The organism is Algoriphagus machipongonensis, from assembly GCF_000166275.1.
Taxonomy (GTDB): domain Bacteria; phylum Bacteroidota; class Bacteroidia; order Cytophagales; family Cyclobacteriaceae; genus Algoriphagus; species Algoriphagus machipongonensis.
Genome location: NZ_CM001023.1, coordinates 3264105 through 3284750 on the forward strand (window position 1 = coordinate 3264105; position 20646 = coordinate 3284750).

Annotated in this window: 18 protein-coding genes and 1 tRNA gene; 13 read left to right on the forward strand and 6 right to left on the reverse strand. The window is 38.0% G+C overall.

Going from position 1 to position 20646, the window contains the following annotated elements; translation table 11 throughout:
- Window positions 1-41: 41 nt before the first annotated feature.
- From ALPR1_RS13640 to ALPR1_RS13655, 4 genes are all read left to right on the forward strand, one after another.
- Window positions 42-118, forward strand: a tRNA-Ile gene (locus ALPR1_RS13640).
- Between the two features lie 58 nt (window positions 119-176).
- On the forward strand, window positions 177-467 hold the full coding sequence (locus ALPR1_RS13645; protein WP_008201520.1) for a GIY-YIG nuclease family protein: 291 nt from the start codon (window positions 177-179) through the stop codon (window positions 465-467).
- A 135-nt stretch (window positions 468-602) separates the two neighbouring features.
- Window positions 603-893: a GIY-YIG nuclease family protein gene (locus tag ALPR1_RS13650; protein WP_008201522.1), complete on the forward strand. Its 291-nt coding sequence runs from the start codon at window positions 603-605 to the stop codon at window positions 891-893.
- A gap of 138 nt (window positions 894-1031) precedes the next feature.
- Window positions 1032-1322 carry a GIY-YIG nuclease family protein gene (locus tag ALPR1_RS13655; protein WP_008201523.1) on the forward strand — a complete coding sequence of 97 codons (291 nt, stop codon included), beginning with the start codon at window positions 1032-1034 and terminating at the stop codon, window positions 1320-1322.
- A 149-nt stretch (window positions 1323-1471) separates the two neighbouring features.
- On the opposite strand, the gene ALPR1_RS13660 is transcribed toward ALPR1_RS13655, so the two are convergent.
- Complete coding sequence (locus tag ALPR1_RS13660; protein ID WP_008201525.1) at window positions 1472-2902, reverse strand: DUF1501 domain-containing protein; 1431 nt, start codon at window positions 2900-2902, stop codon at window positions 1472-1474.
- Between the two features lie 133 nt (window positions 2903-3035).
- The gene (locus tag ALPR1_RS13665) at window positions 3036-5411 is read right to left on the reverse strand and encodes a DUF1549 domain-containing protein (protein ID WP_008201527.1); all 2376 of its coding nucleotides are present in this window, start codon (window positions 5409-5411) and stop codon (window positions 3036-3038) included.
- Between the two features lie 576 nt (window positions 5412-5987).
- Here ALPR1_RS13665 and ALPR1_RS13670 point away from each other — a divergent pair.
- From ALPR1_RS13670 to ALPR1_RS13685, 4 genes are read left to right on the forward strand one after another with little or no spacing between them, the layout of a single operon-like run.
- Window positions 5988-7064: a hypothetical protein gene (locus tag ALPR1_RS13670; protein ID WP_153231817.1), complete on the forward strand. Its 1077-nt coding sequence runs from the start codon at window positions 5988-5990 to the stop codon at window positions 7062-7064.
- Window positions 7065-7108: 44 nt separating this feature from the next.
- Window positions 7109-8137, forward strand: coding sequence for a sensor histidine kinase (locus tag ALPR1_RS20395; protein ID WP_008201530.1), 1029 nt, complete (start codon window positions 7109-7111; stop codon window positions 8135-8137).
- A complete protein-coding gene (locus ALPR1_RS13680; protein WP_040302844.1) occupies window positions 8134-9198 on the forward strand; it encodes a histidine kinase in 1065 nt (354 codons plus the stop codon). The genes ALPR1_RS20395 and ALPR1_RS13680 overlap by 4 nt, the downstream gene beginning before the upstream one ends.
- Complete coding sequence (locus tag ALPR1_RS13685) at window positions 9195-9968, forward strand: LytR/AlgR family response regulator transcription factor (protein WP_008201532.1); 774 nt, start codon at window positions 9195-9197, stop codon at window positions 9966-9968. The genes ALPR1_RS13680 and ALPR1_RS13685 overlap by 4 nt, the downstream gene beginning before the upstream one ends.
- Here the strand turns inward: ALPR1_RS13685 and ALPR1_RS13690 are convergent.
- The 3 genes from ALPR1_RS13690 to ALPR1_RS13700 all read right to left on the reverse strand — a co-directional run bounded on the left by ALPR1_RS13690 (window position 9965) and on the right by ALPR1_RS13700 (window position 14299).
- Window positions 9965-12304 carry an outer membrane beta-barrel family protein gene (locus ALPR1_RS13690; RefSeq protein ID WP_040303638.1) on the reverse strand — a complete coding sequence of 780 codons (2340 nt, stop codon included), beginning with the start codon at window positions 12302-12304 and terminating at the stop codon, window positions 9965-9967. The genes ALPR1_RS13685 and ALPR1_RS13690 overlap by 4 nt on opposite strands.
- Before the next feature lie 61 nt (window positions 12305-12365).
- On the reverse strand, window positions 12366-13619 hold the full coding sequence (locus ALPR1_RS13695; RefSeq protein ID WP_008201534.1) for a sensor histidine kinase: 1254 nt from the start codon (window positions 13617-13619) through the stop codon (window positions 12366-12368).
- Window positions 13616-14299, reverse strand: coding sequence for a response regulator transcription factor (locus ALPR1_RS13700; protein WP_008201535.1), 684 nt, complete (start codon window positions 14297-14299; stop codon window positions 13616-13618). The genes ALPR1_RS13695 and ALPR1_RS13700 overlap by 4 nt, the downstream gene beginning before the upstream one ends.
- A gap of 1141 nt (window positions 14300-15440) precedes the next feature.
- Here ALPR1_RS13700 and ALPR1_RS13705 point away from each other — a divergent pair.
- The 5 genes from ALPR1_RS13705 (at window position 15441) to ALPR1_RS13725 (ending at window position 19069) form a co-directional block, all read left to right on the forward strand.
- Window positions 15441-16010, forward strand: coding sequence for an RNA polymerase sigma factor (locus ALPR1_RS13705; RefSeq protein ID WP_008201536.1), 570 nt, complete (start codon window positions 15441-15443; stop codon window positions 16008-16010).
- A complete protein-coding gene (locus ALPR1_RS13710) occupies window positions 15979-17184 on the forward strand; it encodes a porin family protein (protein ID WP_008201537.1) in 1206 nt (401 codons plus the stop codon). Before ALPR1_RS13705 ends, ALPR1_RS13710 begins: the two co-directional genes overlap by 32 nt.
- Before the next feature lie 91 nt (window positions 17185-17275).
- Window positions 17276-17668 (forward strand): hypothetical protein, encoded by a 393-nt coding sequence (locus ALPR1_RS13715; protein ID WP_008201539.1) that lies wholly within the window; start codon window positions 17276-17278, stop codon window positions 17666-17668.
- A 1-nt stretch (window position 17669) separates the two neighbouring features.
- Window positions 17670-18206: a YceI family protein gene (locus ALPR1_RS13720; RefSeq protein WP_008201541.1), complete on the forward strand. Its 537-nt coding sequence runs from the start codon at window positions 17670-17672 to the stop codon at window positions 18204-18206.
- Window positions 18203-19069, forward strand: a complete 867-nt coding sequence (locus ALPR1_RS13725; protein WP_008201543.1) for a DUF5777 family beta-barrel protein — start codon at window positions 18203-18205, stop codon at window positions 19067-19069. The genes ALPR1_RS13720 and ALPR1_RS13725 overlap by 4 nt, the downstream gene beginning before the upstream one ends.
- Before the next feature lie 92 nt (window positions 19070-19161).
- On the opposite strand, the gene ALPR1_RS13730 is transcribed toward ALPR1_RS13725, so the two are convergent.
- Window positions 19162-20511, reverse strand: a complete 1350-nt coding sequence (locus ALPR1_RS13730) for a S41 family peptidase (protein WP_008201544.1) — start codon at window positions 20509-20511, stop codon at window positions 19162-19164.
- Window positions 20512-20646 lie beyond the last annotated feature (135 nt).

A 20646-nucleotide genomic window follows, 5' to 3' on the forward strand; every position in this document is an offset into this window, starting at 1 on the left:
AAAAGCTTTATAGAAGCCAAAACCAAGAGGTTTTAATTTTGGGGCCTATAGCTCAGTTGGTTAGAGCACCTGACTCATAATCAGGTGGTCCCTGGTTCGAGCCCAGGTGGGCCCACCAAAATAAGGCTGGATTAGTTTCCAGCCTTTTTTATTTTTGACTCTTTTGCACTTCACACATGTCGGTCTGCTACATTATTTTTAGTCCTTCCTTGAATAAATTCTACACAGGAATTACCCAGGAACCTGTCCATATTAGAATCGAAAAGCATAACAAGCACCAATATGGAGCACATAGATTTACTGCAAAGGCAACTGATTGGGAACTCTACCTCCTGCTGGAAGCTCAATCCTATTCCCATGCCCGAAGAATGGAGTTAAAGATCAAAAAAATGAAAAGTGCAAAGTTTATCAGGGACCTAAAAGAAAACTTAGACTTGCAATCACTCTTGATCCAACAAACAATATGAGCACCTGACTCTCCCGACACGTCGGGACAGGTGGTCCCTGCCCACGAAAGATTTCGGGGCGAGCCCAGGTGGGCCCACAATAAGGCTGGATTAATTTCCAGCCTTTTTTATTTTTGACTCTTTTGCGCTTATCAGATGTCGGCCTGCTACATTATTTTTAGTCCTTCCTTGAATAAATTCTACACAGGAATTACTCAGGAACCTGTCCATATTAGAATCGAAAAGCATAACAAGCACCAATATGGAGCACATAGATTTACTGCAAAGGCAACTGATTGGGAACTCTACCTCCTGCTGGAAGCTCAATCCTATTCCCATGCCCGTAGAATGGAGTTAAAGATCAAAAAAATGAAAAGTGCAAAGTTTATCAGGGACCTAAAAGAAAACTTAGATATGCAATCACTCTTGATCCAACAAACAATATGAGCTCCTGACTCTCCCGACACGTCGGGACAGGTGGTCTCTGCCCACGAAAGCTTTCGGGGCGAGCCCAGGTGGGCCCACCACAATAAGGCTGGATTAGTTTCCAGCCTTTTTTATTTTTGACTCTTTTGTACTTAACAGATGTCGGTCTGCTACATTATTTTTAGTCCTTCCTTGAATAAATTCTACACAGAAATTACCCAGGAACCTGTCCATTTTAGAATCGAAAAGCATAACAAGCACCAATATGGAGCACATAGATTTACTGCAAAGGCAACTGATTGGGAACTCTACCTCCTGCTGGAAGCCCAGTCCTATTCCCATGCCCGTAGAATGGAGTTAAAGATCAAAAAAATGAAAAGTGCAAAGTTTATCAGGGACCTAAAAGAAAACTTAGACATGCAATCACTCTTGATCCAACAAACATTATGAGCACCTGACTCTCCCGACACGTCGGGACAGGTGGTCCCTGCCCCCGAAAGCTTTCGGGGCGAGCCCAGGTGGGCCCACGCCAACCCCGTTTACTTAATTGTATTCGGGGTTTTGTTTTTTAAACACAAAAACAATACAAGAATCTAGGATTAACTATTCTGCAATAAATCAAATTCAACTTTACCATGCCCATCGGGGGTGGTATAGAAAGGACGTTGCTCGATTTCATAATTTGTATCTGGAGCGATACCTAATGCGTGGTAAATTGTTTGATGTATGCTATCTATTTTTATAGGATTTTCTATGCTCTTACAGGGACGTTCGTCAGCAGTTTTACCAAATACATGACCTTTTTTGATACCTCCTCCAAAAAGTAACATGGAGCAGCCATCTGTAAAGTGTTTATGCATACCGTAATTCTTCATGTCTTCAATAATATCTGGAACTTCTACCTGTTCTTTAACTAGCAATCCAGGCCTACCTTCTGTCATCATATCTCGGCTGAATTCAGAAGCCACTATCACCAATGTCCTATCCAGTTTCCCGCTTTCATCTAAGTCAGAAATAAGTTGAGCAATGGGCTTATCAATCATTTTCTTCATGTCTTTAAGTCGTGTGTGCCCATTGTCATGGGTATCCCATCCCATAAACGGCTCATATTCTGAAGTTACTGTAATATATCGTGCCCCTTGATTAACCAGTCTTTTTGCTAGCAAACAGCCTAGCCCAAATTTACCTGTATTGTAGCGATCGTAACTTTCTTTAGGCTCCTGACTCAAATCAAAAGCCTTAGATTCCGGAGAATTGAGAAGCATATAGGCCTGCTCCATCGATCGTTTTAAAGACTCTTTTTGGTAGTCAGATCCATACTCCCCCATTGGTCCTGAAGAAAGAAGGTCATGATAAAGTTTGTTTCTAGACTCAAAACGAGAAGTAGACATTCCGATTGGAGGTCGAACACTATCCAAACCAGCAGTTGGATCAAGAATTAAGAATGGCCCATGCTCTGATCCGAGGAATCCAGCACTATGAAATGCCTTCAATTCCTCCCCTTCTCCAACTGAGAAGCGTTGGCCAATATTAATGAATGAAGGGATAACAGGATTAAGAGGGCCAAGCTCCTTAGAAATCCATGCCCCCAAATGTGGGACAACTACCGATTGTGGGGGTTCATAACAAGTATGAAAGTGATATTGGTGGCGAGTATGTAAAATATGTCCTAAGTCTGCGGCGACATAAGATCGGATTAAAGTACCCTTGTCCATCACATCTGCAATGGACTCCAAACCCTCAGAAAATTTTATTCCGTCTAATGCTGTAGGTATGGAGGGGAAAGTGCTCAACACTTCTTTAGACTCCATTCCTTTCCGAAATGGCGTAAATTTTTTAGGATCAAAAGTTTCTGTGTGGGCCATTCCACCAGCCATAAAAAGTAATATCACTGAATCAGCTGTAGCAGGGATTTTGTCAACACCGCAGGAAGATAGTAGCCCTGCCAATGGAGCCCCCATACCCATGGTTGCCATAGCCGCTGAACTAGTCCTTTTAATAAACTCTCTTCTATTCAATCCTGTACTCATCGTTTTTCTAAATTCTAATTCTTTTGTAATTGTTTTTCACAATAGTGTTGTTAAGGCCTGACTCCTGTTTCCAAACTTCAATAAGAGATCTTACCTAACTGAAAATCAATAGTTTAAAATCCACGATCCACTATTACTCAACCATCTGAAATTCTGGAAGCAAAATAACCGCCCAGAATAAATCCTGAATCTTGGCAGCATCTGGCTTTTCGCCTAATGATTCCAATGCTATTGTCAGCTCCTTTTCATTGGGTTTCCGGTTCAGAGCTTTAAGATAAAGTTCTTCCGTAAGCTTTTCTGGATCCTCAAATTGGGTACTCCATTGCTTGGCTCCTTTTTGTAAAGCTGTATTTAACCTTTCACCATTTGTCAGCTCTAAAGCCTGCAGTAAGCTTCCTTGCGTATCTCTACTTGTGGATACAATCTCCCGATTAGGTCTTCCTAATGCCTTGAGGAATGGGTTATTTGCAACGAGTGCTGCTCTTGCAAAAGATGGTGTTGGAAGTTCAGGTCTTTGCAGCTCATAAGGATTGTATTTTATGTCATCCTGCGAAAAAAGTGGATAAACAATGCCACTCACAGCATCAGAAAACTCTTCAGCTGTCATGCGCTTTTTAACCATCCCCTTAAATTTAAAATCATCGGCCATAACCTCATCGTAACTACCATAACCGATGGATTGGGATTGATAGATTTTGGAACTGGCTATCTGAAATATTAAGGCTTTTAAGTCATAACCCTTATCTACAAATTCCGATGCCATCCAATCGAGTAAATCCTGGCTCCATGGTTCATTATCCATTTCATCCACAGGCTCGACAATCCCTCTTCCCATCATCTGCTTCCAGATTCGGTTGACGATAGTACGATACATTCTACCATTCTCCGGTTGAACCAATTTGTCAGCAAGCTGCCGAAGCTTTTCTGCCTTGGTGGCGGTACTATCTATGCTACCAAGCTCCTCCCATAAGATCTCTGTTTTTGCCATTTTACCTGTAGGGATTTCACATCGGCTAATTTCAAGAGTCGAGTCCGCAAAAATATTGGCAAATGCATAGGCTTCCTCCAGCTTCCAATCCGATACAAAACTATCATGGCAGGAGGCACATTTTAGGTTTAGACCTAAAATCACTTGTCCCACATTTTGAGCAGCCTGCATCTCAGTTCTTTGACTGGCATTCACTGTTCCTCTCCATCTAATGCCAGCTATAAAACCCTTGGACTTTTCCGTTGGGTTAATTAGTTCTTTGACAAATTGGTCATAAGGTTTATTATCTCTCAATGAGGTGTATAGCCAATCGCTAATATTGAAACGGCCATTAGTGATATAACCTGTTCCAGTGTAATCATTTCGCAACGCATCATTCCAGAAGCTCAGCCAGTGAGTAGCATAATCATCATTACGGTTAAGCAGTTCTTCCAACCAAATTTCTCTTTTTAGTGGACTTGGGTCATTTCGGAATTCCTCCAATTCCTGAGGACTTGGAAGCAATCCTGTCACATCCATATATATCCGTTTGAGGTAAGTCCTATCATCTACAACCTCATTCCATTCCAGGTTATTAGCTTTAAAATAGTCATCAACCCAAAGGTCAATGGGATTCTCAAAACCAGTTTTACCGCTTGGAAGTGTTGGTTTTCTCGGAGCTAGTTCAGCTACTCGGAATACCGATTGCTGTGGAGCACCATCAGGCCAGGGAGCTCCTTTTTCAATCCAAAGTGCGATTAACTCACGTTCTTTTTTATTAAGCAGATTGCCTTTTGAAGGCATTACATCATCATGGTTCTTATTCAGGTTTATTCTGCGAACTATTTCACTTTCTCCAGGATTCCCAGGAATTAGAATTTTACCGTTTTCCCCTCCTGCAAAGACAAACTCCTTTTCATCCAAACGTAATTCGCCTTCAATCTTGGCTCCGCTGTGACATTTGTAGCAATTATGAGCCAAGACCATTCTCACCTCACCAATAAGTTCCATCTCCTTTTCAGGCGTAAGTTCTTCTTGGTAAACTGTCAGGTTTATTGGAGCACTTTCTATAGACATTCCTTCACTTGAGATTGGTAAAACTTCCGTGAGAAAATCCTCCCCATGAGTAAGTGATCCTCCAAAATGGCCAGTTACTGACACACCAATAGCCGTTACAAATAATGCACTCCTAAATACTTTTATTTGAGACCTGTTAAGCTTCCCTCCTCCTTTTGGAAGAACCAACAAAATAAACCCACTCAATACAGCTGTACCTACTCCTATCCATTTATGAAGATCAAGAACCTCACCACTAGTTCCCTCATTGGCAGCTAATAACCATCCCATGGGAGCAGCAAGTATAGCACTCACTGCACCTATAGCTGTTAACAGCAAAATTCCAGGTCTGATTTTAGAATTAAATTTACCAAAGGTAAATAGCTCCATAACCGCAGCTACCACTAGTAAAGCAATAGGGAAATGAACGATCAAAGGGTGTAATCGTCCCATAAACTCCCAAAGCCAAAATCCATTCTCTTGCATAAACTGACTAATTTCCTGACTAGTTATAATTATCAAACAACTGGTCTACAGGTTTTTATTTCAATTTTAAATTAACCTATTATTATTTGACTTCATTGCTTTTCTGCCGCTTTATGAAAACTACAATCGAATTCAGATTCTAAGTAAGAGCACATGTTGGGGAATAGAAGAAAGAAATGAGAAATAGGTTTTTTAATTTGGCGCTAATTCGAACTTTTTCTATCCTGCACTATAAGGGGTAAAGAAAATTCTCAGTCGAACAATGGCCTAAGAATCCTTTTATATCAATAATCAAGACTAGTGGACTGACCGGATTTTAGGGAATATTTTCATCATTAGCCTACTTGCTTATGCATCAAGTTGAAGGTTGTATTTGGTTAAAATACTATTGCTATAAATAACGATGCATGTTTAGCCTCGAAGCTTCAAGTCATACATTCTACGATTCATTCCAAGAATCCGACAATTGGTTACTTTTCATTTTAAACCCCAAGAGCATTCCAACATATTTGGATATTAATTTAAATCACTTGCTCATTAACTATGAATACCTCATCCAAAACCCGCATTTTGTGGATGCTTCTAATTCTATTAGCCTCCCTACAGTACTTAAATGCACAAACCATCAGCACTTCCAACAATGGTAGAAACCAAAATTTTGTCTATCAGGATGATAATAAAAAACTAAAAGTAGAATCCAACGGGAAAATCGCGATCAGTAAAGATGGCAAATCGATCTCCAGCATTTCTCCAGGAGGATTTATAAAAATTGAAAAAACTACTTTTGGTAACTCACGCTCGATCACCATCAAAAATGATGGTTCGGAACTACAATACGAATACAAAGAAGGAGGTAGGAGCAAACCATTTACGCCAGACGGAAAGGCATGGCTTGCAGAAATTCTTCCAGAATTAATGAATTCCACCACTTTAGGAGCTGAAGAAAGAGTGGATAGATTGTATGCTAATGGAGGAGCTAAAGCCGTTTTATCTCAGGTGGACCAAATGAATGGAGATTTTGTCAAATCAAGATATCTTGAATTGCTCATGAAGAAAAATCTAAGCCAAGCCGAAATTTCAGCTTGTATAGACAAGACTATTTCCGAGATCGATTCTGACCATTTTCAACTGGAAGTTTATAAATCTGTCTCTCCAAATTATTTCAAGGATTTAAATCAGCTAAACAAGGCGATAGGCGCACTGGATTCGGATCATTTCAAAACAGAACTTTTAAAGCCTATTTTCAAAACCAAGGTTATGGAAGGGAAAGGTCAAGAATCCATTGAATTGATCAAAATGGTAGATAGTGATCATTTTAAGACTGAAATCGCCAAAAGCATTTCCTTCAGTTCACTTTCAGACCAGGAACTAAAATTTATGGTGGATGAGCTGATACCAGCAATAGATTCAGATCACTTCAAAAATGATTTGCTGAAAACTGCTGTAGAAAAAGGAAACATGAATGAAAAAAGATCTTTGATTATTCTAGAGGGAGTAAAAAGCATGGATAGCGACCACTTCAAAGCTGATCTGTTGACCTTCTTGTGCAGAAAGCAAGGGTCGGAGACAATCAAAACCAAAATCAGAGAAACTGCGATAGAAACCATCGATTCCTCCCACTTTTTGGGCGAAATTACAAGGTGTACCTCTTAAACAGGAGTTTTATTAAATTTCGTTTCAGTACTTGATTCCTTATCATGTCAAGAACACTTTCATGTATTCTTTCTTTCGTATTGACTCTCAGCCTGGGAATATACCTGTTATATAACAGCGGATTGATAGCTTGGCTTGGAACAGCCTCTTGGTATCAAGGGGCTTTTCTACTGATCAGTTTAATCGCTGGCTTAGGAATTCATTTTGGAAGTAGAGCAATAAAAAGAAATCCTTCTTGGGAGCGTGGGAATGAAAGCTTATACATTTTATTTCTTTTGCTGATTTGGGGTACACTAGCCCTTTATTCCTATCTATTGGAAAATTTGATGAATTATGGTCTGGATAATACCAACTTGGAGACCAGTCTGGGCTTAACTTTAAAGGGTAGTATCATTGGACTCATAGTTTCTATTTTGATTGTGTGGATTAATTATTCCTGGATTGCCTACAGTCAATATTCAAAAAACACCATCCAACACTTGCGGAACGAACGAAACAAAGAAGAACTCCAATACAAATTGCTTCGGTCCCAGTTAACGCCCCACTTCCTATTTAACTCCCTTAATACTGCTTCAAACCTGATAACAACCAACCCCAATCAGGCGGAAAGTTTTATCCGAAAACTGGCTTTTAACTTTAATCATTTGATAAAAAATGGGATTCAACACTTGAATTCTCTGGAGCAGGAGCTATCGATCATAGAAAACTATATGCACCTGATGAAGGTACGATATGGAGATAAGGTCATCATGGAAAAGCGAATAAAACCAGAAGTAATCCAGCATCAATTGCCGGCTTTGGCCATTCAGCTTTTAGTAGAAAATGCGCTCAAACATAACGTTGCAAGTCAAGAACAACCTTTAAAAATCACTATTACAGCTGACCATGATCAGGTGGTGGTTACCAACACCATTACCCGCAAGCCTGAACAAATTCCTTCCATTGGAATAGGACTACCTAATCTGAAAGCCAGATACAAACTTTATGGAAAACAGGAGATTACCATCGAACAAACACCATCCTGTTTTTATGTGTATTTACCTTATGTATCTCATTCGAATAGCTCAAAATGACGAAGGTTCTCAGACATAATCCACTGACAAGATTGCTTCTTCCTTTGGGAGTTGGAGCTCTTGTTTATTTATGTGTTTTACTGGCATTTGACACAGTGGGTACGGCTCTTCAGGACTTTTTTACGCGGGAACTAATTTTCTGTATTGTTTGCAGTTATTTGATTCTGGAAGGTAACAGGCTTTTAATTCATTTTTTAGAGTCAAAACTCACCTCCTCTTTTGAGTTTAAAAATCAGGTAATCAAGCTATTGGTCTTTACGATAGCCGGAAGCTTACTAATTACCAGCGGGATGCTTATATCTTATTTCTCTTGGTTTGAAAACATGACAGACCCTCGGGTCTATACCAGAGAATTACAGATTTTTAATGGTCTTTTCCTTTTTGTTTCTCTGATGTATCAAGGACATTACGCGGGCTATTATTACATCCACAATAAATTCCAGAAAGAACTGGATTCAGAGAAAAAAGAAAAAGAACTTTTAGAGAAGAATAAAGACCTGTTTCACTACATGATGAACCCAGAGTTTCTTCTAGTGGGACTGGAATCCATTTTAATACGTATCAAAGAAAAAAACTTTGATTTGGCAGATGAGGGAATTCTACTACTCGCAGACATTTATAGGCATTCTCTAAAAAATCAAGAAGAACTGGTTCCCCTAAAAGAAGAGCTGCGAGCAATGCAATGCACCCAGATTTTTTTGAAACAATTTGTTTCCAAAAACATTTGTTTAAGCCCACTTCCTGAAAGTGATGATATGTTGATCGTACCTCGAACTTTGACAAAAATACTGGAAGCCATTGCCTATTCTCAGCTTTCTTCAGAATCAATGCCTCTCCCGCTCAGCTTGGAATTGGCAGAAAATCACTTGGTATTAAATTTTGAATCAAATTTTTCATTGACCAAAACTAATTTACTTCAAAACACATTGAAAGTGATAAAATCACAGTACGGCTGGTTAAACGACAAATTATATTGGAAAGACCTTTGTGAATTTTCTATTTATATTCCTTTAGAACAGCCATTTAAAGCCAAATATCAAGAACAAAACTCTAATAAATGAAAGTAATCCTGATTGAAGACGAGCTTCCGGCAATAGAGAAATTAAGTCACTTTTTGCAAAAATATGACCCGGATTCTCAAATCCTTGGAGTAGCTTCCTCCATAGCTGATACGGTTCCTCTACTAACAAAATATGGAGAGGAAGCTGATTTGCTTTTGGTAGATGTGCAACTGGAAGATGGGCTTTCTTTTCAGGCATTGGACCAGGTCTCCTTTTTCAAACCAGTGATTTTTATTACCGCGCACAGTCAATATGCACTAGAAGCTTTTCAGGCAAATGGGATTGATTATTTGGTAAAACCAATTCGCTATTCAGCATTTCAAGCAGCAATGGACAAATTCCAGCAATTGAGTGGAAAAGCTCTGAACCAAAATCAGAACAATCAGCTTTGGCAGTATTTTAATAAGCCTAGCTATAAGGACCGATTTATGGTAAAAATCGGTGAGCACATTCACACCATCCCTACCGCTTCTATTCGTCTGTTTAATACGGAAGGCAGAAACACCTACCTTTTCCTAGAAGATGGAAAAAAATTCATCACAGATTATAAAATGGAGTCCTTAGAGGAAATGCTTGACCCTACCCTCTTTTTCCGAGTCAATCGAAGTTTTATGGTTCACCTAAGTGCGATCAAAGACGTATTAGTTTACTCCAATAGCAGACTCAAAATAAATCCCAACTTCTCTTTTAAAGAAGAAATAATCGTAAGCAGGGATCGAGTAAATAGATTCAAAGAGTGGCTTGGCGGTACAATAGACCCGGTAACTTAAAAATTATACCGCGCAGTCAGTAAGACAATACGAGTTTCTCGCTTGGCTCTAAAGTCTTGAGAAAATGTGCTTGTCAATGTTTCTCCGGCAAACCGCTGCGTATCGAATAGATCTCTCACACTCAGCAGAAGACTTGCCTTTTCATTCAAGAATGACTTTTGAATACTTCCGTCCATGGAGTATCTGGCAAGATCTCTTCCCTGTGCTTCCACTTCGGGAGAATCATAATTACCCACGAGCTGCAGGTTAAATCCATATGGGAGCTTGAAATCCTGAGTAAGCTTGGCGTTCCAGGAGAACCCAGAATTAGTAAAATCCTCTCCAATATTGGACCCATCAACTGCAATACGAAATAGGGTTAAACCTCCATTCAGAGAATACCAATCGTTTATTTCTGAAACTCCGATAAATTCCAAACCATAAGACTGAGAAGAAAGCAAATTTGCAGGCTGAGAATAGGATATTCCATCTTCGACAATGGTTATAAAATCCAGCTGCCCATTCACTTTTCTATAAAAAAGGTTGGTGGTAAAACTAGATTTGTCAAAGTTCGCCAGATGCCCCACTTCAAAGGAATTGATCATTTCAGGTTTCAGGTTGGGGTTTCCTCTTCTAATATTCAAGGAATCTGTAATATCTGGAAAAGGATTCAATCTCCAGGCGGTAGGCCTATCGATTCTTCTCGAATAGGTAAACTTAAGCGAGTGGTTCTCATTTAGATTATACATTCCCTGAACACTTGGAAAGAGATTAAAATACCGCTGTTGATTCTCCTCATCAGTATTCTTGAGATAAGTATCTACCCTTGTATACTCCCCACGCAAACCCAATGCATATTCAAATTTTTCCTTTTTGGATGAAAAAATACCATACCCCGCATGGATCTGATCCTGATAGATAAACTGGTTACTGATCGCAGGATCTTCTACAAATGAACCTGAAGTTTCTTGAAACCTGAAGTATTGATAATCATTATCAAACTTCCTGATATTGGATTTCAAACCCGTTTCGAATTGTCCAGTTTCCCAAGGCTTGATATAGTCAGCCTGTAAGACCGTAATATTCCTAACTTCATCAGTAAAGGCTTTTTCCTGACCCGTTAAATTCTCAGGATTAGTTTCTAAGGAATTGCCAAAAATATCTATCCTCTGAGTTTTATATTGATTTCTATAGGAATGGCTGGCAGTGACTCTAAGAAGATTCCCTTTATCGTCAAAATTATGCTCGAATATTAAGGCATTGTCCAAGCCTTCATCTATTTCATCTTCATTGTTTCTACGCACATAGTCATAGGATGACTCAGATTCATTTGGATCTAGACTACTTAATTCTGAATACAAGGTGTTTGTTTGAAATTGATGGCCATATTGATAAACACCCTCATAACTCAACACATTATCTCCAAAGTAATAATCAGCTCCCAAATTCAGATTATGGCTTTTTTCACGATCTGATCCATTGGTAGTTTGCTCTAACCTTTCCTGATCTTCAAAAATCTCCCTAATAGAACTTCTCCTACTCACCTGTTTCCAGTTTCTGTAGTTATATCCACCAAAAACATTAAAAGTTTCTGTTCGGTGGTTGATTCTTCCACCTATATTTGATCGGCCTCTTGTTCCATAAGTACCTTCAACCCCACCGTGAGTCCCCAAGTCTTGCCCCTTTTTTAAAACAATATCAATTACACCACCTTCTGCAGCTGCATCATATCGAGCATTGGGGTTATTAATCACTTTGATTTCTTCCACCGCACTGGCTGGTAACTGATCCAAATTTTGGGTCAAAGAAGAGTTTCTTCCATTGATCAGAATATTCGTCCCACTACTCCCTCTCAATGAAATAGATCCATCTTCGGATACTGATATAGAAGGAGTATTTCTTAATACATCCAATAATGTACCGCCTGCATTTGCTAAATTATTTTCGGGAGTAATGGTTATTCCTTCTAAACTTGACCTAACTGGCATCTTACTCGTCTGCACCACTACTTCATCCAAATTCGCTGCCTCATTTTCCATCTCCATTTCTCCAAGAGAGACTTTACCATTCACATTCACATTTTCACGGACCAGATCTTTGTACCCAATAAAGAATGCCTTAAAGACATAACTCCCTTGATCAGCTTTGAGGGTAAATTTCCCTTGGTCATCTGTATCTGAAAAGGCAATAGGATCCACTGAAGAAAGAGATTCAAATAGCGCTACCTGAACAAAAGACAGGGGCTCATTTCTCTCCCCATCCCTTAATGTACCTGAGACCTCAAATTCCTGAGCCCAGCCCATCAGAGGATTACTAAAAAATAGGAGTAAAAGGAAAATTTTCAAGTTAGGTTTCATAGGATGCTTAGTTGGTTTTGATGTAAGAATAGCAAAACAATCTATACCAAATTTGAAGTACCTATCTAAAATCAATCTGAATGATATGAAATGGCTCTTCAAATGTATACTTGAGATTGAACCCATAATTTTTACAAATCTGGTCAACTATAGCCAGCCCCAATCCTACCGAATCTTGATGTTGCTCATCCTTTTTGAAGCGTCCAAGCATTTCTTTTGGGTCAATGGAAGGGGTTTTTCCATTATTTTTAATGAGAAGGATTTTACTATCTAGCGTAACTTCTATTTTCCCACCCTCTACATTATGCTTGATCGAGTTCGTCATTAAATTATGTATCAGGATTTCTGCCACATAGGGATGAATTTGCAAAATCACATCTGCCTGGATATTTTTTTTGAGTTGGATTGCATGCATTTGAATTACTTCTTCCAAACGACTGAGAACATTCTCTAAACCTCTGCTGAAATCCATTGGCTCAGGGGTTTCAAATTCATCATTTTCCAGTTTTGCTAAGATGGAAAGAGATTTTACTATTCTACGGATCCTCTCATTGTTGTCAAAAGCAGATTGGATCAATAAAGCCTGTTGCTCATTGATGGATTCATTCATCAGTAATTCCAATTTCCCCCTGACAACGGCTGAAGGAGTCTGAATTTCATGCGAAATATTTTCAGAAAACTCCTTAATATTTCGATAGTCCTTTAGCAGTTTCGATGACATTTTTTCGAGAAAACTATTAAGCAGATTAAACTCAAACACACCGCTTTTTTTGAAGGACAGGGGAACATTTTTCTGTAAAGTAAAATCCTGTAATTGTTCAAGGCTATTGTGAAAAGGTCGAAATATTTTCCTTGAAATTGCCCATAAAAAAAAGCCGATAAAAAGCAATTGAACCAAAAAGACGGTCAGCATGGTAGTCACAATTGTTTCCGTGATATCATCTGCCTCTACTACAAGGTTATAATATGAAATACGATAATGAGCACCATTAATCTTAAAAGATCGACTGGCTTTAAGCTGGGTTTCATTAGTATTCATAGCATCATGGTATGCCAAAGTATCCCTGAGCCAAAGATCCTCGATGGGCCAATCCATGGGTATCTCTTCAATCTGAAGTTTATCAAAAACTAATGTCTCTACTGGAGCACCTTGAGAAATCCTTTCGGCATAAGACTCAATTTCCCTGTCCAGCTCCATACCTAATTCAAAATCTATCTCGGAACCAAGTTTTTCATAAATCACTAGCGTACCGATGAGCAAAGCGGCCAAAGTGATCCCCAAAAACCATAAGCTAACAATATTAATTAGTCTCATAAGGCAGCGGTGTCAAATTTATATCCTAAACCATAGACAGTCCTGATGTAGTCTCTTCCTCCGGCAGCAGATATTTTTTTTCGGAGATTTTTGACATGCTGGTAGACAAAATCAAAGTTGGAAAGGTCATCTGTATAATCTCCCCAAAGGTGATGTGCAATGGCATTTTTACCAACCACTCTGTCTTTATTTGTTAGAAAGAAAAGTAACAGATCATATTCTTTTTTGGTAAGGTCCAGCAATTGATTATTAACTAACACCTGCAACTGAGAGTTTATAATGGTTATTTCATTATACACCACTTCATCGAACCCCTGCATTTTAGTTCTTCTGTAAATAGCTTTGAGCCTAGCTAATAGTTCGGCCAAGTGAAAAGGTTTTGCCAAGTAATCATCTGCCCCTAAATCCAGCCCAGACAATTTATCATCCAGTGAGCCTTTTGCAGAAATAATCAAAATGGAGATTTCCATTTTTCTTGATTTGATCAATTCTAGCAAAGTCAGACCATTGCCATCAGGTAGCATAAGATCTAAAATGATGCAATCATATCCGTAACTGAGAATTTTATCTTGAGCATCAAATAAGGTATTCGCACTTTCACATAGCATCCCTTGATCCGCAAGGTAGTTGCTGATGTTTTCTGTAAGCTCAGGATTATCTTCTACTAATAAAATCTTCATGGATGAAACTTCATATACAAATGGCCTTGGATTGGAATGCTGTAAAATCTTTAATTCCCAACCTTTAATTTTAACTCGGCGAAATCAGAACTGTTATCCTGAACCTCATTTTTAATTAAAGAGATTTTCTGATCCATATCTTTATTTTTTGACTAAAGAATGAAATAGAATTCTAATCAAGATATCAGGAAAAAGATAAGGCAATGACTTGAAGCAATTCTGAAGTTTTTTCGAAAACATGCAATTCATAGGTTAAGACTGCAAGATTTCAAGAAGAATGAAAAGAGAAATTTCATCTATCTACTTTTAAAGTTCGGGCAAATATCAATTAATCTATAGCTTTAATAAAAATAATTTATTAACCTGAAAAATAAATATTTATAAAATTTATTTTTTGCCTGATAGACAAAATCTATGGATACATTTAACGGGTTTGGTATCTCCGAAACCCATTAAATGGTTTAAAGAGACCACTTTTTAAGAACTTTGTAACTACAGGTCTCTTAGTGGTATATGCTCATCAAAATTGAATCTTCCCTAATTCCAAAATAGGCCATTTAAACCATCTCGTTTCTCTATGGATTTTGCTTCATTGACAATCGCATCAGTTTTAAGGATCTCTATTATTTCATAAATGACTTATTTGCCTCCAAAAAAGAGTAAAACCTACCCTTTAGCAAACTATAATTCATATAGTTACAACTATATAATTAAATCAAATTACACCCATTTTGATGAGGAAATTTAAATATTGAGTTACCCTATTTTCTATAGTTTAATCTTGGGAAAATCGAGTACTCAATTGTATTGAAAAGGAATCTTTTGGCTGACTAGAGCTAAATAGATGGTCTTTTAAGAAATCAGAAATGCACAGCATTTGCGAAGCAGGTTAGCTTATTTTGATTATTATAAAATCAAAAAAATAACACATTTAAATATCTATTTAAAAGCTACTTATCTATTCATATAAAGAATTTACTTTAATAAAGTATCTTCTTTTTTGTCCAATTTTCCTAAGAACTATAATTCTAATTTTCTGCTCACATGAAGTGAACAACACCTTTATCTAGGCACTTTTTTTAGATTTCCCACGCAACCAATTTGTATATTCCTTTGTACGGGCTATTGTAAGCATGGAAGTGTGATATCTGATAAACTGGAAACAAAAATCTGGCAAGGCCTGGTAGATAAAAACCGTAAAGACCAGGAGGTACTGTATAAGAAATATTACAGTTATGGGATGAGTGTTTGCCTAAGATACACCAACACAAGAGAGGTCGCGAAGGAAATCCTTCATGATGGCTTCATGATCTTGTTTTCTAACCCAAAAAAATACGACCCCAATATGGCATTCAAGCCATGGTTTAGAAGAATTCTGGTCAACCTCTGCATCAACAATTTCAAAAAGCATCAAAAAAAGGCTTTAGAAAACAGCATCGATACGATTCAGGAATCCACAGATTCTTACCCAAATGCATTAGAAACTATGCAATATGAAGAATTGCTAAGTCTAATCCTTCGGTTACCTCCAGCCTATCGAGCAGTATTCAATTTATATATTCTGGATGGTTTTAGTCATGAAGAAATTGCAGGGATGCTAGAAATATCCATTGGCACTTCCAAGTCAAACCTTTCAAGAGCTAGAGAAAAATTAAAAGAGATGTTAAACCCCAAAAGCTATGAGCGAGAAACCCTTCGACAAGAGCGATAAAGAGCTAGATGATCTTCTAAAAGAGATTGTTGAAAAGGCTGACATTCCTTTTTCTGAGGGTGATTGGAATGATATGCAAGCTCGTCTCGACGATGATTCCAATAAACCTGGGGGCTGGAATGCCAAAGGTTTACTATTGGGAGGAATTCTCCTGATAGGAGGATTATTAGGGTATTTTTTGCTGAATGCTGAAGACGCTTCCGAAAATACGCTCTTAGGAAAGTCCAATATCGAGTCAACATCGTACATAGAAAAAAGTAAGGAAGAAATAACCAAATTAAATCCAAAACAATCAGATGAACAGGTGAAAGAGAGCTTTGTAACGAAGCTAGCAATTTCAGATGTAACCATTTCAAATCCAGATGAGGCTTATGAAAAGGAAAATAAAAGCAATGAACCCTCCCAATCTGGCTTGTATTATGGCCTTAAAACTCCATTAAATGTTCAAAGCTTACCAAACTTTGCCAGGACTACCAGCTTCGGACTTATGAAGAATGAGCAAGTAATTCAAAAACAATTAGAAGCATTTGACATTAGCCAGAGGGAAGTTCAAACAGCATTTAATAAAAAGAACAAGGAAAAGTTTGGAGGGGTATTTAATATTTCTGCCCAAGTAGCTCCTGACCTAAGCGGAATCAAAATGGATCAAATGGAAAGAGTAGGAAATGCATTCGGAATTGGAGTAGAGTATTTTATCAAGCCTAAGATCAGTCTTAACTCTGGTTTATTCTACTCTTATAAACCCTATAGCGGAACAAATGGGTACGAAACAGCATATGGTCAAACGCCCCCTTCCTATGTTCTTGGAGTCTGTGATATTCTAGATATTCCAATTAATCTCAGGGTTTATCCATTTGAAGATAAGGTGCAGCGGATTTTTGGAAGTGTGGGGGTCTCTTCTTACCTGATGCTGAAGGAGCACTATGAACTCACTTACGAAGATGGGTCAGGTTATCCTTATTATGATGAAATAAATGTAAGAAACAAAAACAATCACTTCTTTGGGGTTGCCAATTTCAGCATAGGATATGAAAGAAAACTTGGAAAACAATTAAGTATTCAAGTTGAGCCCTATTATAAGGTACCCTTTCAAGGTGTTGGGGAAGGAAATGTCTCACTGAAAAGCACCGGAATTTTTGTCGGTCTAAAATTTTACCCTAAGGCAGCAAACTAAGGCTAATTACATCTATCAAATCAAAATTTTAACACTCCTCAATTTTGGAGTGACTGGAATTCTTTTGTCAAAATTTTAAATAATCACAACTATGAAAGCTAGAAAATCACTTCAGAAAAGCCATTGGGCAGTATTAGTCACCATCTCAACCTTTTTGATGATTTCTATATCATGCTCTTCAGAATCTGAAGATCAACTTCCCGTTCCTATGCCTGTAGAAGACAAATGCGAAGACAGCAATGTTTCTTTAGTCGATGACATCTTTCCAACCCTTCAGCAAAACTGTGCTATCTCAGGTTGCCATGTGGAAGGAACTGGAAGAGTTGATTTCACAATTAAAGAAAATATCATTCAGGTAGCTACACAAATCAGAACGAACACCGAGTCTGGGTTTATGCCGCCTGCGTCTTCAGGTTTATCTCTCACAACTGCGGAAAAGGAAGAAATATTTTGTTGGGTTTCCAGTGGAGCTAAAAACAATTGATATGAAAAGGTTTATTCTATTCATCTTCTTTTGGCTGATGGCAATAGGTGGCTATGCCCAAAACTTACAATCTGAAAGTGGATACATTAAGTTTTTTAGCAGTGCACTCATAGAAGATATTACTGCAGAAAACGAGCAGGCTTCTGCCCTATTTAATTTAAAAACTGGTGAGGTCGTCTTCTTGATTCCAATAGCTGGTTTTGAATTTAGAAAATCATTGATGCAAGAACATTTCAATGAGAACTACATGGAGTCTGATATTTACCCTGAAGCTTATTTCAAAGGTAAAATCTCCGGTTTTGATCCTTCTCAACCTGAAAACAATGCTATTGCTGAGGGGGAACTAACCATACACGGTGTTTCTAGCGAGGTTAAAATTCCGGGGAAATTATTTTTTATTGATGGACAGGTAAGGATGGAATCAGTATTCGACGTGAAACTGGAAGATTATCAAATTGAAATTCCCAAACTGATGTTCCAAAAAATAGCTGAAGTAGTGGAAGTCACTGTCAGATTTGAATTTCAAAACAAAGAATGATGAAAGCCTATAAAATCATTACCACTATCCTCATCCTATTCATTTCATTAGAATCAAATGCGCAGGATATGCTAGAGCAATTGAAAACTCAAAGTGATACTGCTTCTATACCTGTTTTTGGGACTTTTAAGGGTACTAGGATAATAAATGGACAATCAATTGAAACACGAGGAAAAGGCACCCTAGACGTATTAATTTCACATCGATTTGGGAAAATCAACTCTGGAGGGTACAACTTATTTGGTTTGGATGATTCTAGTGTCAGATTGGGATTAGATTATTCAGTAACTGATGGAATTACCATTGGTTTTGGCAGAAATTCACTTAACAAGGTTTATGACGGCTTTATAAAAGGTAGATTAACACATCAAAAAGTCAATGGATTTCCAGTTTCAGCTACTTGGTTGAGCGATATTTCGATTAACACCCTAAAAAAACCTGAACTGCCCATGACTTTCAAAAGGCGATTGCGATACGTTCATCAACTGTTGATTGCCAGGAAATTCAATTCGGCTTTATCTCTTCAACTGATGCCAAGTTTTGTACACAGAAATCTGGTAGCCACAGCATCAGAACCCAATAACTTATTTGCCTTGGGTATTGGTGGAAAAGTAGCTGTTTCAAAAAGAGTCAGTTTAACCGGAGAATATTACTACAGGTTTGGCGATGATCTTCCTGGCTACAATTCCCTTGGGATTGGGGTCGATATTGAAACTGGTGGTCACGTGTTTCAATTACATTTTACCAATAGTAGTGAGATGACGCCCTCAGGTTTTATCCCGTCCACTCAAGGTGACTTTTTTGATGGAGATATCCATTTTGGATTCAATATCTCAAGAGTATTCCAAATCGGAGGAAAATAACAAACTTCTAAATACCCTTTTAGCTTAAATGATGCAATGGAATAAATTTTTGAATTAGGATCTTAGACTCAAGTATGACATATATGCTAATTCTATGAACCTATCAGGCTCTTTACTTTGGCTATATACAAGTCATTTTGGTCTATGTAATCTTGCATAGTATAGGTAATATAATAATCAGGTATAATTCCTCTATTAGAACTGACTTGTTGCTTCGATTTTGGGAAGTAAATATGATATCTAGGCACCGCTATGGTCATATCCATATTATTCAAAACAACCTCGGATTTTGATCCCGCTGAAAACCCTTCATATCGCGTTCCTGTTTCCTCACCTAGGATAGTCGCATTCGCATATTCCTTCAGGTATCTTGCTATTGTTGATCCTGCCGAATAGGTCCTTCCATTCACCAGAACGAATATTTTTCCATTAAATACTAGTTTAGAAGGCTTGGGCAATTTATACGTACGCTCCTTGCCTTCCCATGAAACTGTTTTTTTCAAAAAGGGATCATCTAGTGATTGAGTCATGATAAATGGCACTATATCATCAGCACACTCATTCCTTCCCCCGGTATTCCCTCTAAGGTCAATTACCAATGAGCTAACATTCTTTTCTTTCAACTCCTCAAATATCTTTTTATAAGTTTGGTTCGGCTTTATATCATCTTGCTGAAGAACTCTATAATCAAAGGAAGGAAGTGTTAAATAAGCAATATCATTCTCAAAGCTCAGGGTATAAAAATGAGTGGTTCCGGGTTCTTCCTGGGCCCTTTCTGGGTAATAATTTGCAAGATTTTCAAATTGCTTTTCCCTAATCATAGAATTGATATTTACCTCTCGTTTGCGCCCCGTAAGATCAACCAACTCCAATTGAAAAACCTTAGGCTGATCTACATAAAAATAATACATCCAGGAAAACCCCATCTCAATATTTCTATCTACATAACTTGTAATTTCTCCATCTGAAGGGGTATAAGCATAGAGTTTAGAGAGAATCTGACTCGCAGTCAATCCATTGATAGAAACAATCTCCTCTCCCCTTTTGAGCGCTTTCTCATCAGAATAATCGAGCCAAACAAACAATTTACCGTCTATTACTTTCACAGAAAGAGGAAGGTAGGAATATTCATTTTTACCAAAGCCTGAGTGCACAGGATCACTCCAACTCCCAAGGGAGAAATGGCCTTCATTGCTTATTGCACATAGCCTACTTATCAGTTGAAATGATTTGATAAGGGAAATAGAATCCCCGGTAACTTCTGAGAAAATGCTATCTGCTTGTTTTTGAAAATTGGGATTATATATACTTAGTGCGGGATTATAAGTCTCAATACCCTTTCTAAGTTTAGTCAAATCAGCCTCCAACTGGACCTTTGATATTTTCTGGGCATCAATTGAAAAAGAGGCAAATAGGAAGGCTAGAAAAAACAGGTATTTCATTTCTTATGATTTAAGGCAGAGGAAATATTTCTTTGATAAATCTAAAAGGTTATGACTTTATTTCAAATTCAATAAAAATCCATTCTCAAATTTTCCAACTACCATTCCATTTCATCATATTCATTACACCCCACT

What these genes read in the sequence shown, in the direction of transcription:
- ALPR1_RS13645 (WP_008201520.1), top strand. Translation starts at nt 177, where the DNA reads ATGTCGGTCTGCTACATTATTTTTAGTCCTTCCTTGAATAAATTCTAC.
- ALPR1_RS13650 (WP_008201522.1), top strand. Translation starts at nt 603, where the DNA reads ATGTCGGCCTGCTACATTATTTTTAGTCCTTCCTTGAATAAATTCTAC.
- ALPR1_RS13655 (WP_008201523.1), top strand. Translation starts at nt 1,032, where the DNA reads ATGTCGGTCTGCTACATTATTTTTAGTCCTTCCTTGAATAAATTCTAC.
- ALPR1_RS13660 (WP_008201525.1), bottom strand. Translation starts at nt 2,902, where the DNA reads ATGAGTACAGGATTGAATAGAAGAGAGTTTATTAAAAGGACTAGTTCA.
- ALPR1_RS13665 (WP_008201527.1), bottom strand. Translation starts at nt 5,411, where the DNA reads ATGCAAGAGAATGGATTTTGGCTTTGGGAGTTTATGGGACGATTACAC.
- ALPR1_RS13670 (WP_153231817.1), top strand. Translation starts at nt 5,988, where the DNA reads ATGCTTCTAATTCTATTAGCCTCCCTACAGTACTTAAATGCACAAACC.
- ALPR1_RS20395 (WP_008201530.1), top strand. Translation starts at nt 7,109, where the DNA reads ATGTCAAGAACACTTTCATGTATTCTTTCTTTCGTATTGACTCTCAGC.
- ALPR1_RS13680 (WP_040302844.1), top strand. Translation starts at nt 8,134, where the DNA reads ATGACGAAGGTTCTCAGACATAATCCACTGACAAGATTGCTTCTTCCT.
- ALPR1_RS13685 (WP_008201532.1), top strand. Translation starts at nt 9,195, where the DNA reads ATGAAAGTAATCCTGATTGAAGACGAGCTTCCGGCAATAGAGAAATTA.
- ALPR1_RS13690 (WP_040303638.1), bottom strand. Translation starts at nt 12,304, where the DNA reads ATGAAACCTAACTTGAAAATTTTCCTTTTACTCCTATTTTTTAGTAAT.
- ALPR1_RS13695 (WP_008201534.1), bottom strand. Translation starts at nt 13,619, where the DNA reads ATGAGACTAATTAATATTGTTAGCTTATGGTTTTTGGGGATCACTTTG.
- ALPR1_RS13700 (WP_008201535.1), bottom strand. Translation starts at nt 14,299, where the DNA reads ATGAAGATTTTATTAGTAGAAGATAATCCTGAGCTTACAGAAAACATC.
- ALPR1_RS13710 (WP_008201537.1), top strand. Translation starts at nt 15,979, where the DNA reads ATGAGCGAGAAACCCTTCGACAAGAGCGATAAAGAGCTAGATGATCTT.
- ALPR1_RS13715 (WP_008201539.1), top strand. Translation starts at nt 17,276, where the DNA reads ATGAAAGCTAGAAAATCACTTCAGAAAAGCCATTGGGCAGTATTAGTC.
- ALPR1_RS13720 (WP_008201541.1), top strand. Translation starts at nt 17,670, where the DNA reads ATGAAAAGGTTTATTCTATTCATCTTCTTTTGGCTGATGGCAATAGGT.
- ALPR1_RS13725 (WP_008201543.1), top strand. Translation starts at nt 18,203, where the DNA reads ATGATGAAAGCCTATAAAATCATTACCACTATCCTCATCCTATTCATT.
- ALPR1_RS13730 (WP_008201544.1), bottom strand. Translation starts at nt 20,511, where the DNA reads ATGAAATACCTGTTTTTTCTAGCCTTCCTATTTGCCTCTTTTTCAATT.